This is a genomic window from Niallia yueguangensis, assembly GCF_052663115.1.
In genome coordinates this window covers 47,131-60,712 of record NZ_JBQTCX010000027.1, presented here as the reverse complement: position 1 = coordinate 60,712, position 13,582 = coordinate 47,131, and the positions used below count along the sequence as shown (strand labels likewise).

General features: G+C 35.1%; 16 protein-coding genes. 2 read left to right on the top strand and 14 right to left on the bottom strand.

Annotated elements, in window-relative coordinates; genetic code table 11:
- Positions 1-207 precede the first annotated feature (207 nt).
- On the bottom strand, positions 208-438 hold the full coding sequence (locus ACTYA4_RS19470) for a hypothetical protein (protein ID WP_443483197.1): 231 nt from the start codon (positions 436-438) through the stop codon (positions 208-210).
- Between the two features lie 192 nt (positions 439-630).
- Here ACTYA4_RS19470 and pdaB point away from each other — a divergent pair, with 192 nt between their 5' ends.
- The gene (gene pdaB, locus ACTYA4_RS19465) at positions 631-1,380 is read left to right on the top strand and encodes a polysaccharide deacetylase family sporulation protein PdaB (protein WP_443483196.1); all 750 of its coding nucleotides are present in this window, start codon (positions 631-633) and stop codon (positions 1,378-1,380) included.
- Between the two features lie 140 nt (positions 1,381-1,520).
- The gene (gene gerD / locus ACTYA4_RS19460) at positions 1,521-2,096 is read left to right on the top strand and encodes a spore germination lipoprotein GerD (RefSeq protein WP_443483195.1); all 576 of its coding nucleotides are present in this window, start codon (positions 1,521-1,523) and stop codon (positions 2,094-2,096) included.
- A gap of 53 nt (positions 2,097-2,149) precedes the next feature.
- Here gerD and salA read toward each other — a convergent pair whose 3' ends face one another.
- The 13 genes from salA to ACTYA4_RS19395 form a co-directional block, all read right to left on the bottom strand.
- Positions 2,150-3,184 carry an iron-sulfur carrier protein/transcriptional regulator SalA gene (gene salA / locus ACTYA4_RS19455; RefSeq protein ID WP_443483194.1) on the bottom strand — a complete coding sequence of 345 codons (1,035 nt, stop codon included), beginning with the start codon at positions 3,182-3,184 and terminating at the stop codon, positions 2,150-2,152.
- A gap of 334 nt (positions 3,185-3,518) precedes the next feature.
- On the bottom strand, positions 3,519-4,238 hold the full coding sequence (cwlD, locus tag ACTYA4_RS19450; protein WP_443483193.1) for an N-acetylmuramoyl-L-alanine amidase CwlD: 720 nt from the start codon (positions 4,236-4,238) through the stop codon (positions 3,519-3,521).
- A 111-nt stretch (positions 4,239-4,349) separates the two neighbouring features.
- Positions 4,350-4,790 (bottom strand): DUF2521 family protein, encoded by a 441-nt coding sequence (locus ACTYA4_RS19445; RefSeq protein WP_443483192.1) that lies wholly within the window; start codon positions 4,788-4,790, stop codon positions 4,350-4,352.
- Between the two features lie 110 nt (positions 4,791-4,900).
- The gene (locus ACTYA4_RS19440; RefSeq protein ID WP_443483191.1) at positions 4,901-6,352 is read right to left on the bottom strand and encodes a PH domain-containing protein; all 1,452 of its coding nucleotides are present in this window, start codon (positions 6,350-6,352) and stop codon (positions 4,901-4,903) included.
- Positions 6,352-6,846, bottom strand: coding sequence for a PH domain-containing protein (locus ACTYA4_RS19435; RefSeq protein WP_443483190.1), 495 nt, complete (start codon positions 6,844-6,846; stop codon positions 6,352-6,354). The genes ACTYA4_RS19440 and ACTYA4_RS19435 overlap by 1 nt, the downstream gene beginning before the upstream one ends.
- 294 nt (positions 6,847-7,140) lie before the next feature.
- A complete protein-coding gene (gene rpsI / locus ACTYA4_RS19430) occupies positions 7,141-7,533 on the bottom strand; it encodes a 30S ribosomal protein S9 (RefSeq protein ID WP_443483189.1) in 393 nt (130 codons plus the stop codon).
- A gap of 22 nt (positions 7,534-7,555) precedes the next feature.
- Positions 7,556-7,993: a 50S ribosomal protein L13 gene (gene rplM / locus ACTYA4_RS19425; RefSeq protein WP_443483188.1), complete on the bottom strand. Its 438-nt coding sequence runs from the start codon at positions 7,991-7,993 to the stop codon at positions 7,556-7,558.
- Positions 7,994-8,308: 315 nt separating this feature from the next.
- Positions 8,309-9,046 carry a tRNA pseudouridine(38-40) synthase TruA gene (truA, locus tag ACTYA4_RS19420; RefSeq protein WP_443483187.1) on the bottom strand — a complete coding sequence of 246 codons (738 nt, stop codon included), beginning with the start codon at positions 9,044-9,046 and terminating at the stop codon, positions 8,309-8,311.
- An 11-nt stretch (positions 9,047-9,057) separates the two neighbouring features.
- The gene (locus ACTYA4_RS19415) at positions 9,058-9,855 is read right to left on the bottom strand and encodes an energy-coupling factor transporter transmembrane component T family protein (RefSeq protein WP_443483186.1); all 798 of its coding nucleotides are present in this window, start codon (positions 9,853-9,855) and stop codon (positions 9,058-9,060) included.
- On the bottom strand, positions 9,852-10,724 hold the full coding sequence (locus tag ACTYA4_RS19410; RefSeq protein ID WP_443483185.1) for an energy-coupling factor ABC transporter ATP-binding protein: 873 nt from the start codon (positions 10,722-10,724) through the stop codon (positions 9,852-9,854). The genes ACTYA4_RS19415 and ACTYA4_RS19410 overlap by 4 nt, the downstream gene beginning before the upstream one ends.
- Positions 10,700-11,542: an energy-coupling factor ABC transporter ATP-binding protein gene (locus ACTYA4_RS19405; protein WP_443483184.1), complete on the bottom strand. Its 843-nt coding sequence runs from the start codon at positions 11,540-11,542 to the stop codon at positions 10,700-10,702. The genes ACTYA4_RS19410 and ACTYA4_RS19405 overlap by 25 nt, the downstream gene beginning before the upstream one ends.
- Positions 11,543-12,067: 525 nt before the next feature.
- Positions 12,068-12,430 carry a 50S ribosomal protein L17 gene (gene rplQ, locus ACTYA4_RS19400; RefSeq protein WP_443483183.1) on the bottom strand — a complete coding sequence of 121 codons (363 nt, stop codon included), beginning with the start codon at positions 12,428-12,430 and terminating at the stop codon, positions 12,068-12,070.
- 62 nt (positions 12,431-12,492) lie between these two features.
- Positions 12,493-13,437 (bottom strand): DNA-directed RNA polymerase subunit alpha, encoded by a 945-nt coding sequence (locus ACTYA4_RS19395; protein ID WP_443483198.1) that lies wholly within the window; start codon positions 13,435-13,437, stop codon positions 12,493-12,495.
- Positions 13,438-13,582: the final 145 nt, after the last annotated feature.

Below are 13,582 nucleotides of genomic sequence, written 5' to 3'. Positions count from 1 at the left end.
AAGGGTTATAAACGTTTATTGTTGACGTTTTGTTTGTTCAGTTTTCAAAGAGCAATTTTTCATTCGCTTCAGAAGCGACTTTATTAATTTATCACATCGTTTTAAGTAAGTCAATATTTTTTTATTATTTTTTATTAACTTTTTATTTCCCGTCGAAGTGACGCTTATTAATATACCAAGCAAAGAAACATAAGTCAACATATTATTTCACTTTTTTTCTACATATTTTTTATTTCTTATAAGATACTGCAAACATTCTTTTGGAGAAGCCACCCTTTTAAATAAAGAAAATAGCTCCTGATACCTTTCCATCATTGCATTTTTTACATTATTATCGATTCTTTCATCATTCAGATCAAATAATATTTCATCTAACTCTCTTTTAATTAAATACTCTATTTCTTTTACTTCTTGTTGATTTAATATTAACCCTAACACGACTGTTCCTCCTAGATGCCAATAATATGTAAGATTCTATTCATTTAAATTTAGGCTGTTTTCGTATAGATTTAAATATTAGGTCTCTGTATTATTGCCATAATCCCAAGTATTATGAAATCTTTTTGTCATTTTCTTTCCTTGAACTTCATAAAATGGGACGAGGAGTAAATGGAGCGGGGTGAGAAATAAATGAATAAATTTTATGTGCTTAACGGAAAGTCTTTAAAACAATTAACATTAATCATTGTTGTTTCTTTTTTTACTGCTTGGTTTTTGTATATGGAAAATATCGTACATATACCTGTTTTTTCTTCATCGAATGGTCCAAAAGCTGTTTATAAAGGGGAAAAAGGGATTGCACTTACCTTTAATATTAGCTGGGGTGATAAAAAAGCAGAACCTATTCTTGATATTTTAAAAAAAGAAAAGGTCACGGCTACTTTTTTCCTTGCCGGTTCATGGGCAGAACAGCATCCAGATACAGTAAATAGAATGATAAAGGAAGGTCATGAAATTGGCATTCTTGGTTATAATTATGTAGATTATTCCGAACTAAAAAAAGAAAAAATCACCCAAGACCTTTCAAAAGCTAAAACAGCATTTGATAAATTAAACATAAAGGATATTTCCCTTGTAAGAGCCCCAACTGGACACTTTAATCAAGAAGCATTATACGTTACACATCAATACAATTATACACTTGTACATTGGAGCATTGATTCAAAAGATTGGACAAATCCAGGTATAGCTACCATTATGAAAAAAATTTCACCAGCAAAAAAAGGAGATATTATTTTGCTACACGCTTCAGATTCTGCCAAACAAACAGCTAAAGCTCTCCCTCAAATAATTGAGAAGTTAAAAGATAAACATTTAAAATTTGTTTCCGTTTCTGAGATGCTTTCCAATGCTCAATCAAAATCAAAAGAGATTAATTAAAATAATTTTTTAACCAACATGCAAAAAATTAGAGAACGATGCTAATTTTTTGCATGTTGTTTTCGTTTAAGGAGGAATAATATTAAAAAAAAGCAACATTCTACTTAATAGGAGCTATTTTATGAAAGGGGCAGAAAACGATGCTGAAAAAAAGTGTTATCGTCTTGCTTTTATCTATAGGAATATTAAGTGGATGTACGGATGGCGAAACTTCTCCTCAACAAATGGATTATGATCAAACAAAGAAAATGATTGTGGATATATTAAAAACGGATGATGGTAAAAAAGCGATTCGGGATGTGATTGGGGATGAAGAAGTTAAACAAAATTTAATTATGAACGAAGAGTCCATTAACCAAACAATTGAAAAAACATTAGTGTCTAAAAAAGCGGCAGATTTTTGGAAAGAAAATTTTAAAGACCCTAAATTCGCCGAAACGATGGCTAAAAGCATGGAAGAAGAGAATAAAAAGTTAATAAAAAACTTAATGAAAGATCCAGAATATAGAAAGATGATGATCGAGCTGCTGCAAGATCCAGAACTAGAGTCAGAAGTGAAAAAAATTTTAAAAAGCACCGAGTATAGAAAGCATGTTGAAAATGTATTAAAAGAAACAATGGATACACCGGAATTTAAAAAGAGATTTCAGGATTTATTGGATAAAGCAGCGAAAGAAGCCTCTTCAAATGAAAAAACAGGAACTAGTAAATTTTAAAAAAGCTTTTCAGGCTGAGAACTAGCCTAACAAGACTAGTTCTCCTTAATCCCCTATTCTAATGCTGCAATTATTTTTTCAGCTATTTCTGTATATTTCCGACCTAATAAGTGGTCTTCCTTATATACTGATGGAGCGAAATCATCTACATTCAAATCTGGCTGCGCTAAAGGTAATTGTCCTAATAGAGGAACATTTAAATCTTCTGCTAACTTGTTTCCTCCTCCTTTTCCAAACACATATTCCTTTTCGCCAGTTGTTTTACTTTCAAAATAGGACATATTTTCAATTACTCCTATTATTGCATGGTCTGTTTTTATTGCCATTGTTCCTGCCCTTGCTGCAACAAAAGCAGCTGTAGGATGTGGTGTCGTCACAATAATTTCTTTACTAGAAGGAAGCATCGAATGCACATCTAATGCAACATCCCCAGTACCCGGCGGCAAATCTAAAATGAGATAATCTAATTCTCCCCACTTCACTTCCCCTAAAAAATTAGCTAGCATTTTACCAAGCATCGGCCCTCTCCAAATAACCGGAGAATTATCTTCTACAAAAAAGCCCATTGACATTACTTTTACGCCAAATCGTTCGACAGGAATAATTTTTTCCTCTTGAACTTCCGGACGTGTGGAAATCCCCATCATATCAGGAATACTAAAACCGTAAATATCGGCATCTAGAATACCTACTTTTTTCCCTAACCTAGCAAGGGATACCGCAATATTTACAGATATAGTCGATTTTCCGACCCCGCCTTTTCCACTTGCAATCGCAAGGTAGACAGGCGTCTTTTTCGTCTTTTTTTCCTCTGTACTAAGTATTTCTTCCACTAAACTTTTTGAAAGTTCTGTAAATCTCAACCCGACACTTTCTATCCCGTTTTCTTTTAAGGTAGAAACAATATGTTCTTGTAATTCAACCTGAGCAGGCGAACCTAATTTGGCAACAGCTACTTTTATACTTGCATGCCTTTTTTCTTCATTCCATTTTATATCTTTAATGGAATTTAACTCCAATAATGTTTTATGTAAAAAAGGATCTATCATTCGTTCTAATAGATTTTCTATTTCATCTTTTGTTAGCATGACAATCCCCCTTTTTTATAATGGCTGTTTTCGTATAGATTGTTGCTTTTAAACTCGCAGCCCGAATACACTTCGCTTTCCGTGGGCGAGCGTCGAGCCTCCTCGTCGCATTCGCTCCTGTGGGGTCTCGTCTTTCTCGTGTTCCCACAGGAGTCTACGTGTATTCAGTCTGCTAAGTACTTCTTCTCTCATTTTTTTTACGTAAAAAACAACAAACTTTGAGAAAACAGCCTTTATAATAGTATAACATATATGAATTTAGAGATTATCTTTTCACAAATATGAATTATTTCCCGTGAATATATAACTAAAAAAAGAGAGCATTCCTCTCCCTTTAGTCTTTATATTCTATTGGCTCTTCGTCGGTAAAATAACGGTTAATTCCTTTATATACAGATGCAGCTACCTTGTTTTGATAATCGTCTTTCATTAAATTTAATTTTTCTGTAGGATTGGATAAAAAGCCAATTTCAACTAAGGCACCTGGTTTGTTTGCATGTTTTAATATATAAACGCTGCCAAGCGGTTTTGCTCTTCTTGTTGTATTTTCCAAATTTTCGATCAATTCGTCTTGGATAAACTTTGCCGCTGCTTCGTTTTCTTTTATTTGGGGAGCATAAAACGTTTGTGCACCACTCCACTTAGAGGAAGGAATAGCATTTAAGTGCACACTTAAAAAGAAATCAGCATCTGAGTCATTTATGATCTTTAATCTTTCTTTTAAATCTTCTACTTTTCGATTGCGATAACCTTTTATATTCTCACCCGCCAAGTCCTTATCTTCTTCTCTTGTCATAATGACGAGCGCTCCTTGCTCTTGCAAATAATCCCTAATTTTAAGTGATACTTTTAAAGCAATATCTTTCTCTAACACATCGTTATCTCCTGCTCCGCCATCAGGGCCTCCATGTCCTGGATCGATCACAATAACCTTTCCAGTTAACGGCAGGTTCCACGCATCCCATGAATCATTATTTGAAAAATCATATTGTAAAATAAAAAACAGGAGTATTAATCCGATTGTAAATATGCTTATCTTTAATTTTTTATTCACTGTTCTAGTCAATCCCCCCTGCCCGTCCTTACTTTTACTATATGGGACAAGGGGATCGTTTAGAACTTAGAACTACAAAACCATTTTGACAAACTTCGGGTGGAACTACCTTTAATGAAGTCTTAGTTTTCGTCTCTTTTTTGCTTTTTCAAATCCTTCGTTCCACCATTCATCAACAAATTGTTCACATAAGTAGAGCAAGGATTCATCTTTGCTGCTTTCTTCACTTCCCCAATATAGAAGAAAATGAAACAGCGTATCCTTTAAGTGCTTATCTTCATCAAAACATCTATTTTTAATCGATTCCAAAGTTTCTCCGTATTCGCTGAATTTACTAAAATTTGCACCCAGCAGAAATGCTTCAATCGCTACATCATAGCATGCCTCTTCAATTCCTGTATCCATGATCATACTTGACGTTAAATGAGAAGACCCAAAATAACGGGCTACTCTTTCTTTTAAGTCTTTTATCGAAATCTCCCTTAATACAGATCTTTCGTATTTCATTTGTTTTTGTCTTTTTTTCGTATCAAAGGTTGTTATAACTGTCACTTTATTTCTCACCCCTTAAAATTAGTTTTTAACTAAACTTAAGGAGCAATACTATCTGGATATTACTTTCGATAACCAATTAATAAGGATGTTGCTAATTTTGGAAGATCTTATTTCATTTCTATTTCCAAAATTCTCTTTGTATACCAAATGTAAAATACATCTGCTTTTTCTAATGGAACATCCATCATTTTTGTATGTACTAATGGTTTGGAACGATTTATCATTTTAATGGTAGCAAGACCAAATTTTTTCTGCCATTTCGTCCGTTTCACTTCAATCTCCATCACTTTACTCCGTTTTGTGATAAACAAAGATGTCTTTAAGCTGCCCGATTTCATTTGCACAAATTCATTATGGATAAGATATCTGCTATTACGATAATCAAATACCCGAAGTGCGTAGATGATGCAGAATAAAAGGATTGATACATACCATAATGAAGGCTTAAAGTAAAAAACAGCTGCAGTCCCAAATATCCAAATAAAACTCGGCTCTAACATACGTGCAAGAAAAGCCTTTTTCGAGAGCTTTTCCATTGATTGTTCTACTTTGTATTCTGGCAATAGTTGATGTATCATCTCATAAGCTTTATTTATCGGTAAAAAGGGATATAAAGAATTGGTTTTCAACTCTTCTTCTCCCGTATCTCCTGTACTTATTAGTTTCACTTCTGCTAGCTTAAACAATCTTTTTACAGGTGACTGGATTATTTCTATTGCTTGGACTTTTTCTTTTTGAATGGAAAAAGAAATCTCTTCTACTACCCCTTTTTTTATATAAATTTCTCCCTGATCGGATAAGATTTCATAATTCCCATATTTCCAAAAAGTTGAAACAATGCCAAATGCTATAGCAGCTATCGTCAATACGATGAAAATAAGCCCAAATAACCACCAATGATGTAAAGTGGTCTTCCATATTTCCGCTGTCATACCATCTAAGTTAAAAAAATCATCCACATTCTTATAGATAGAAACCAGCAGTGGTATAAGGGCAAGAAAACTCAAAGACGTAAACGATGCCTTTATGACTTCCTTTCTTGTTGCTTTAAAGTGACTAACCTTACTTATATTGTTATGATTATCTCCAGTCTGTTCCTCTTTTAATAAAGTATGTTTTTCGTTTATACTATGCTCCAACCATTCGGCTTCCTTTTTAGAGATGGCAGAAAAGGAGATGGAACTTTGATCACCAGATTCGCCAGTTTCAAAAGTTAAGGATGTTATTCCAAATATTTTATGCAAAACGGAAGTATGCCTTTGCATGTTTTGAATTTTATTTAGTGATATCGTTCGGTAGGATTTAGTAAATAAACCGGATGAAAGATGAATCGATCTTTCTATTATCGTATATCGATATTTTGTCCATTTTATGACGATGGAAATAAGACTCCAAACGATAGCTATTAGAAACACTATTTGCAATACTTTCATATATAGTTTCTCTGTCCCAAAGTTAAGGACAAAAAGGATGATAGCAAAGACAACATTATTTTTAATTAAACGAAAAACGTCTAACAGCATTTTCAGTGGATGTAATCTTTTTGTTCTCCCTTCCATTACTCCACTTCCTTAATCTTCGCATAATAGGCTATTTGATCTCTCAATTGATAAGCTTCTTCTTTTGAAACGGCAGGTATTTCATGAGAAGATCCCATAGTTCCAATACTAATGGAATATAATTGATACTTTCTCAAAAACGGACCTTGATTTAATTCAACGGATTGTACCTTTGTCATAGGAATCAATTGATGTTTTTCATTCCAAACACCTGACTTTAACTGAATAAACTCCTCGCTAACATCATACCGCCAATATTTTTGTTTTAAGGCTGGTTCTACAAGGATACCCCAAATAGAAGATAAAATCGTTAAAATAATAAGGGCTATAATAATCCAGCCAATCCAATTTTCCCATGAAAAATAAACACCTAAATAATATAAAACACCTAGGACAAGCAGAATCACAATAGTTGTAATAAATTCTGTTACACGCCAAACTTTTATCGCATCAGCAGCTATTCTTTTAGTTGGCACTGGGATGGTTGAATACATAAACATTCTCACTCCTTACTTTATGATTACTACTACGGATGGGTTAGTTATTAAGTTTCCATTTTTTGATTTATTTCAAAAAAAGACCCCAAACCAAATGGTTCAAGAGTCTTGAAAGTTTACATATAAAAAGAAAAACACCTTTGTCCTGTTCTTAAAATGATAAAATAACTTTATATTATCAGCAACAATATCCCGAACATTCAGCTTATTTTATACTTTCTATAATGAAAATTTTGCATAAAAAAAGACCCCTTCCACATAAGTGAAAAGAGCCTTCTGAAACGTATAAAATTAACGTTTTGAGAACTGAGGTGCACGACGAGCGCCTTTAAGACCGTATTTTTTACGTTCTTTCATACGAGCGTCACGAGTTAATAATCCAGCACGTTTTAATGTTGGACGGTATTCAGGATCTGCTTGAAGTAAAGCACGAGCGATACCATGACGGATAGCGCCAGCTTGACCAGTATAACCTCCACCGTTAACATTTACTAGAATATCGTAGCTTCCAGTTGTTTCAGTAGCTACTAATGGTTGTTTAACAACTTCACGTAAAGCTGCAAACGGGATATAAGTTTCGATTTCACGACCATTGATAATGATTTTACCTTCGCCTGGTACTAAACGTACACGTGCAACGGAACTTTTACGACGACCAGTACCGATATATTGAACCTGAGCCATTTGATTTACCTCCCTTTATTAATTATCCACGAAGTTCGTAAACTTCTGGTTGTTGTGCTTGGTGCGGATGCTCGCTACCAGCGTATACATGTAATTTTTTAAACATTTGACGACCAAGAGAATTTTTTGGAAGCATGCCTTTAATAGCAAGTTCTAACATTCTTTCAGCGTAGTTTGTGCGCATTTCTAATGCTGTTCTTGTTTTTAATCCACCTGGGTGCATTGTATGACGGTAGTAAATTTTGTCAGTTAATTTTTTACCAGTCAATTCGATTTTTGAAGCATTTAAAAGAATAACATGATCACCAGTATCCACATGTGGTGTGAAAGTTGGTTTATGTTTACCACGTAGTATTGATGCTACTTCACTAGCAAGACGACCTAAAGTTTTGCCTTCAGCATCAATAACGTACCATTTACGATCAACAGTGTTTGAATTAGCCATAAACGTTGTACGCATGAGTTTCCCTCCTGAATTTGAAATTTTTTTAGTTGAATTTTTGTAAGTTCTGTTACGTCTATATGTTCACACAATTAAGTTCCGGGGCTTAATGTGGGATTAAAATACATACCATATTATGATATATCCTAGAATAGTATATGTCAAGGAAATGTTACACCAGGTTTAGTTGTTATGAACTTTTTTTTAACTTAGTAGAAAAACAAGCTTTAATAAAGGCTGTTTTCGTATAGATTGTTGCTTTTAAACGCGCAGCCTGAATACTTCTTATCCCATTTTTTTTCGTAAAAAACAACAAACTTTGAGAAAACAGCTTTAATAGAACACTTTCCACAAATACAGTCCATTGGCTGATGCTGTTTTTCCAGCTGCTTTTCTGTCTTTTTTTTCAATAATAGCGGGAATAGATTGGGGATCTTTTTTTCCTCTCCCTACATCTAACAGGGTGCCAATCATGATCCGAACCATATTATACAAAAATCCATTTCCTGCAAAGCTGAATATCAGCATATCTTCTTCCTGAATTAATTTCACTGCCGTGATTTCTCTTACTTTATCTTCTTTATCTGTTTTCGCTGAGCAAAAACTTGTAAAATCATATTCACCAATAAAATGGTCCATCGCTTCTCGGATAGCCTCGACATTTAAGGAGTACGGATAGTAATAAGCATAATGGCGTTTAAAAGGATCTCGCCGCTCTGCCAAGTGAATAAAATAGCGATACTCTTTGCCTTTCACATCATATCGTGCATGAAAATCATTGCTGGCTGCTTCTACAGTGGAAACAACAATATCATGCGGCAGCAAAGTATTCAGCGCCAATTCCCATTTTCCGATTGGAATGTTTAATACAGAATCAAAATGAATAACTTGTCCTTTTGCATGAACACCAGCATCTGTTCGTCCAGAAGCTTGTATCTTCACTTCTGTACCTTTATGCAGCTTTTTTAAGGCCCGCTCTATTTCACCCTGCACCGTACGATCCTTTGGCTGAATTTGAAACCCGCAATAAGCGGAACCATCGTAGCTAATTGTACATTTATATCTTTGCATCTTTTTCTCCATTATGATCTTAGTAATAGAAGGATACATGTCATCATCAGTAATATTATAAGCATTACCGTATCTACTGGTTTCCAGATTAACTGACGATATTTTGTTCTTCCTTCTCCGCCTTGATATCCTCTCGCTTCCATTGCGATCGCCAGCTCTTCTGCCCGCTTAAAGGAGTTGACGAATAAAGGAATTAATAAAGGAACAATTGCTTTTATACGATTTTTTATTGGACCGCTTGAGAACTCTACTCCTCTGGCAATTTGCGCCTTCATTATTTTTTCTGTCTCATCCATTAATGTCGGAATAAAACGCAGCGAAATAGACATCATTAAGGCTAGTTCATGTACAGGAAATTTAAACTTCTTTAACGGTCCTAATAATGTTTCTATCGCATCTGTCAGCTCAATCGGTGTTGTCGTCAAAGTGAGAAGAGAGGTCATAATAATAAGCAAAAAGAATCGTATTGAAATAAGAACTCCCATTCTCATTCCTTCCTCATATATCTTTATCCAACCATATTGAAATACTAAATCCCCTTCTCTTGTAAAAAAGAGATGGAGTACTAAGGTGAAAATAATAAGCCATAAAACTGGTTTTAAGCCATTATAAATAAATTTTATCGGCACTTTTGATAAAAGAACCATCAATAGCACATAAGCAATTAACGTGATATATGTCCAATAATTATTTGCTAAAAAGACAACACAAATAAAGAAAAAAATTAACAATAGCTTGGAACGGGGATCCATTCGATGTAAAGTAGAGTCCATCGGAACAAAACGGCCAATTAACATCTTTCCCATCATAAGCCTTTTTCTCCCCTTTTTAAATAAGAAATGAACTCGGTCATAAAACTCTCCATATTTAAATGTACTTTCTTCATCTTCATCCCAAACTTATCTTCTATTTTCCGCTGAAATCTTACTACTTCCGGAACATCTAGTCCTATTTCCAATAACTCATCTGTTAAAGAAAAAATCTCTTCAGGAGTTCCGTTTTGATATACTTTGCCTTTATTCATAATCACAATTTCATCCGCATATAATGCAGCATCTTCCATACTATGCGTCACTAATATGGTAGATAAATTTCGCTTTTGATGAAGTGTATAAAACATATCCATGATTTCTTTTCTGCCCCGTGGATCCAACCCTGCTGTTGGTTCATCCAATACAAGCACATCTGGTTCCATTGCTAATACACCTGCAATCGCGACTCTTCTCATTTGGCCACCAGACAAATCAAAAGGGGATCTTTGCAGAAAATCTTCCGAGAGCCCGACCTCTGCCAACGCTTTTTTTGCTCTTAGCTTAGCCTCATTTTCCTTTATGCCAAAATTGAGCGGTCCAAAGCAAATGTCTTTTTCCACCGTTTCCTCAAATAACTGCTGTTCAGGAAATTGAAACACAATGCCAACTTTTTTACGAATACTACGGAGCTGTTTATGCTTCTTTCCTGCTTCCAACACTCTGTCACCAATCACTACTTTTCCCCTTGAAGGGATTAATAACGCGTTTAAATGTTGGAGTACAGTTGACTTTCCAGAACCAGTATGACCAATAATGGCCATATAAACACCTTTAGGTATGTTTATATTCACATCTTGAATCGCCAATCGTTCAAATGGAGTATTTTCTTGATATCGATAATCTACTTTTTGAAGTGAGATGTCCATAATTCTGTCACCAACTCTTCTTCTGTCAAAAATATTTTTTCAAGCAAAATTCCTTTATGATAAAGCTCACTGCTTAATTTAACGGAGAACGGAATATCTAAACCAATAGAGACCAATTCTTTATCTAATTGAAAAATTTGTTCTGGTGTTCCTTCTCGGTACACTTTCCCTTTATTCATGATAATGATTCGATCTGCTTTGGCTGCTTCTTCTAAGTCATGGGTAATAGAGATAATGGTCATCTTTTTTTGTTCTCGCAATTCTTTTATCAGTTGTAAGACTTCTTCTCTCCCTTGAGGATCAAGCATGGAAGTTGCTTCATCTAAAACAATAACAGCTGGTTGTAAAGCAATAACCCCTGCAATGGCTACCCTTTGTTTCTGTCCCCCAGATAGATGATGTGGCTCTTGATCAAGAAAAGATAACATCTTTACTTTTTCTAAAGAACGCTTCACTCTTTGGACCATTTCTTCTCTTGGGACTGCATTGTTTTCTAAACCAAAAGCCACATCATCCTTTACAGTTGTACCTACAAACTGATTATCAGGGTTTTGAAAGACCATACCAATCTTTTTGCGTGCTTCCCATACTGTATCTTCAGTAATCACCATATCATGCAGTTTGATAGATCCTTCATTTGGAAAATACAAACCGTTTAATAACTTTGCAAGAGTGGACTTCCCTGACCCATTATGACCAACAATTGCTATCCATTCTCCTTCTTTTACTTGAAAGGAAACACCATCCAAAGCCTTATCTGATTGTTCTTCATAACGGAAAGATACATTATCTACAGCTACCAACACTTTTTGGTTCATACATTCCCTCCCATTTACTAGAAAAGCGCAAGGTCCTATGGCAACGTCGATTGACTTGCATCCTGCGATTCTGTGGCGATATCGGCAATAGTATATCCTGTACGTCAAAGCTAGACATTCATCCATAAAAAAAGAAACTCGCCAATTGGGCGAGCTTTGAATTGGTTTAACATAAGATTATCAATTTATAATCTTTCCATTCCCTGCTTCAACAGGTTTCTTTTCTATATGGCTATTTCGATATAAATCTTATGGTATACCTTTTCTTAGCACCCATTACTGTCTTATCTGTAACATGAAAAAAGCCCGCACCTCTGTTTATAACCATTATAAACGAGGTGCATGAGCTAGACGAGTCATTAACAAAATACTATTCAATTACCTTAACGCTCATCGTAACACTCTTTTAGTGGCTTGTTAGTATCTATTAATAAACACTTAAATTCCTTTTAAAGCAAAAGGGTACTTGAACAAGTTTCATTCATATAAACTGTCCCGCACCCTTGTTGTCTTGTAAGTGGTTTATTAAACTAACTCGATAATTACCATTGGTGCACCGTCTCCACGACGAGGTCCCATTTTCATGATACGAGTGTAACCGCCTTGGCGTTCACTATAACGTGCAGCAACATCACTAAATAGTTTTTGTACTGCATCTTGGTTTGTTTCAGCGTTAGCTACTTCATGACGTACATATGCTGCAGCTTGACGACGTGCATGAAGATCTCCACGTTTACCAAGTGTAATCATTTTTTCCACAACAGAACGAAGTTCCTTTGCACGAGCTTCAGTTGTTTCAATTCGCTCATTGATGATTAAGTCTGTTGTTAAGTCACGTAACATAGCTTTACGCTGTGCGCTAGTGCGTCCTAACTTTCTGTAACCCATGTGAGATTCCCTCCTTTTGTTGAAATTCCTTCTTAGCTTTTAGCTAGTGATAGATAAACTAATCAGTCATCTTTTCTTAAACCTAAGCCAAGTTCTTCTAACTTATGCTTAACTTCTTCAAGAGATTTTCTACCAAGATTTCGAACTTTCATCATATCTTCTTCTGTCTTATTAGCAAGTTCTTGTACCGTATTAATACCAGCACGTTTTAAACAGTTATAAGAGCGAACAGATAGATCTAATTCTTCAATCGTCATCTCAAGAACTTTTTCTTTTTGATCTTCTTCTTTTTCTACCATAATCTCTGCATTTTGTGCTTCGTCTGTTAAACCAACGAAGATATTTAAATGCTCTGTTAAAATCTTTGCACCAAGTGCAATAGCATCTTGAGGACCTGTACTACCGTCAGTCCAAACGTCAAAAGTTAATTTATCATAATTAGTCAATTGACCAACACGAGTATTCTCAACTTGATAAGATACTCTAGATACAGGTGTATAGATAGAGTCAATAGGAATTACGCCAATAGGTTGATCTTCACGCTTATTTTGCTCAGCTGGAGTATATCCGCGTCCACGTTTAGCAGTTAAACGCATACGAAGATTTCCATTTGAACCTAATGTTGCGATATGAAGATTTGGATTTAAAATCTCAACATCACTATCGTGTGTAATCTCTGCTGCTGTAACGACACCTTCACCTTGAATATCAATCTCTAATGTTTTTTCATCATCAGAGTAGATTTTCAGTGCTAGTTTTTTGATGTTTAATATGATAGATGTTACATCTTCTACGACGCCTTCAATTGTTGAGAACTCATGAAGTACCCCATCAATTTGAATGGATGTGATAGCGGCACCAGGGAGTGAGGATAATAGAATACGACGTAAGGAGTTACCCAAAGTAGTACCATATCCACGCTCAAGTGGCTCTACGACGAATTTTCCGTATTTGGCCTCATCGTTGATCTCAACCGTTTCGATTTTTGGTTTTTCTATTTCGATCATCAAAATATACCCTCCTTCAAAACGTCGAAACCCCGGTTATAGGTGTAACCGAAATTCCCCATGTTTACGTTCCCGTTTGTGCACAACAACTGGAATAAATTTTCTGTACGGGTTTTAAAATTTTTATTCATATCCCATTATAGAC

Bases quoted from the DNA above. Each gene is read 5' to 3' on its own strand.
- pdaB (WP_443483196.1), top strand. From the start codon at position 631: ATGAATAAATTTTATGTGCTTAACGGAAAGTCTTTAAAACAATTAACA.
- gerD (WP_443483195.1), top strand. From the start codon at position 1,521: ATGCTGAAAAAAAGTGTTATCGTCTTGCTTTTATCTATAGGAATATTA.
- salA (WP_443483194.1), bottom strand. From the start codon at position 3,184: ATGCTAACAAAAGATGAAATAGAAAATCTATTAGAACGAATGATAGAT.
- ACTYA4_RS19440 (WP_443483191.1), bottom strand. From the start codon at position 6,352: ATGGAAGGGAGAACAAAAAGATTACATCCACTGAAAATGCTGTTAGAC.
- ACTYA4_RS19435 (WP_443483190.1), bottom strand. From the start codon at position 6,846: ATGTATTCAACCATCCCAGTGCCAACTAAAAGAATAGCTGCTGATGCG.
- rpsI (WP_443483189.1), bottom strand. From the start codon at position 7,533: ATGGCTCAGGTTCAATATATCGGTACTGGTCGTCGTAAAAGTTCCGTT.
- rplM (WP_443483188.1), bottom strand. From the start codon at position 7,993: ATGCGTACAACGTTTATGGCTAATTCAAACACTGTTGATCGTAAATGG.
- truA (WP_443483187.1), bottom strand. From the start codon at position 9,046: ATGCAAAGATATAAATGTACAATTAGCTACGATGGTTCCGCTTATTGC.
- ACTYA4_RS19415 (WP_443483186.1), bottom strand. From the start codon at position 9,855: ATGATGGGAAAGATGTTAATTGGCCGTTTTGTTCCGATGGACTCTACT.
- ACTYA4_RS19410 (WP_443483185.1), bottom strand. From the start codon at position 10,724: ATGGACATCTCACTTCAAAAAGTAGATTATCGATATCAAGAAAATACT.
- ACTYA4_RS19405 (WP_443483184.1), bottom strand. From the start codon at position 11,542: ATGAACCAAAAAGTGTTGGTAGCTGTAGATAATGTATCTTTCCGTTAT.
- rplQ (WP_443483183.1), bottom strand. From the start codon at position 12,430: ATGGGTTACAGAAAGTTAGGACGCACTAGCGCACAGCGTAAAGCTATG.
- ACTYA4_RS19395 (WP_443483198.1), bottom strand. From the start codon at position 13,437: ATGATCGAAATAGAAAAACCAAAAATCGAAACGGTTGAGATCAACGAT.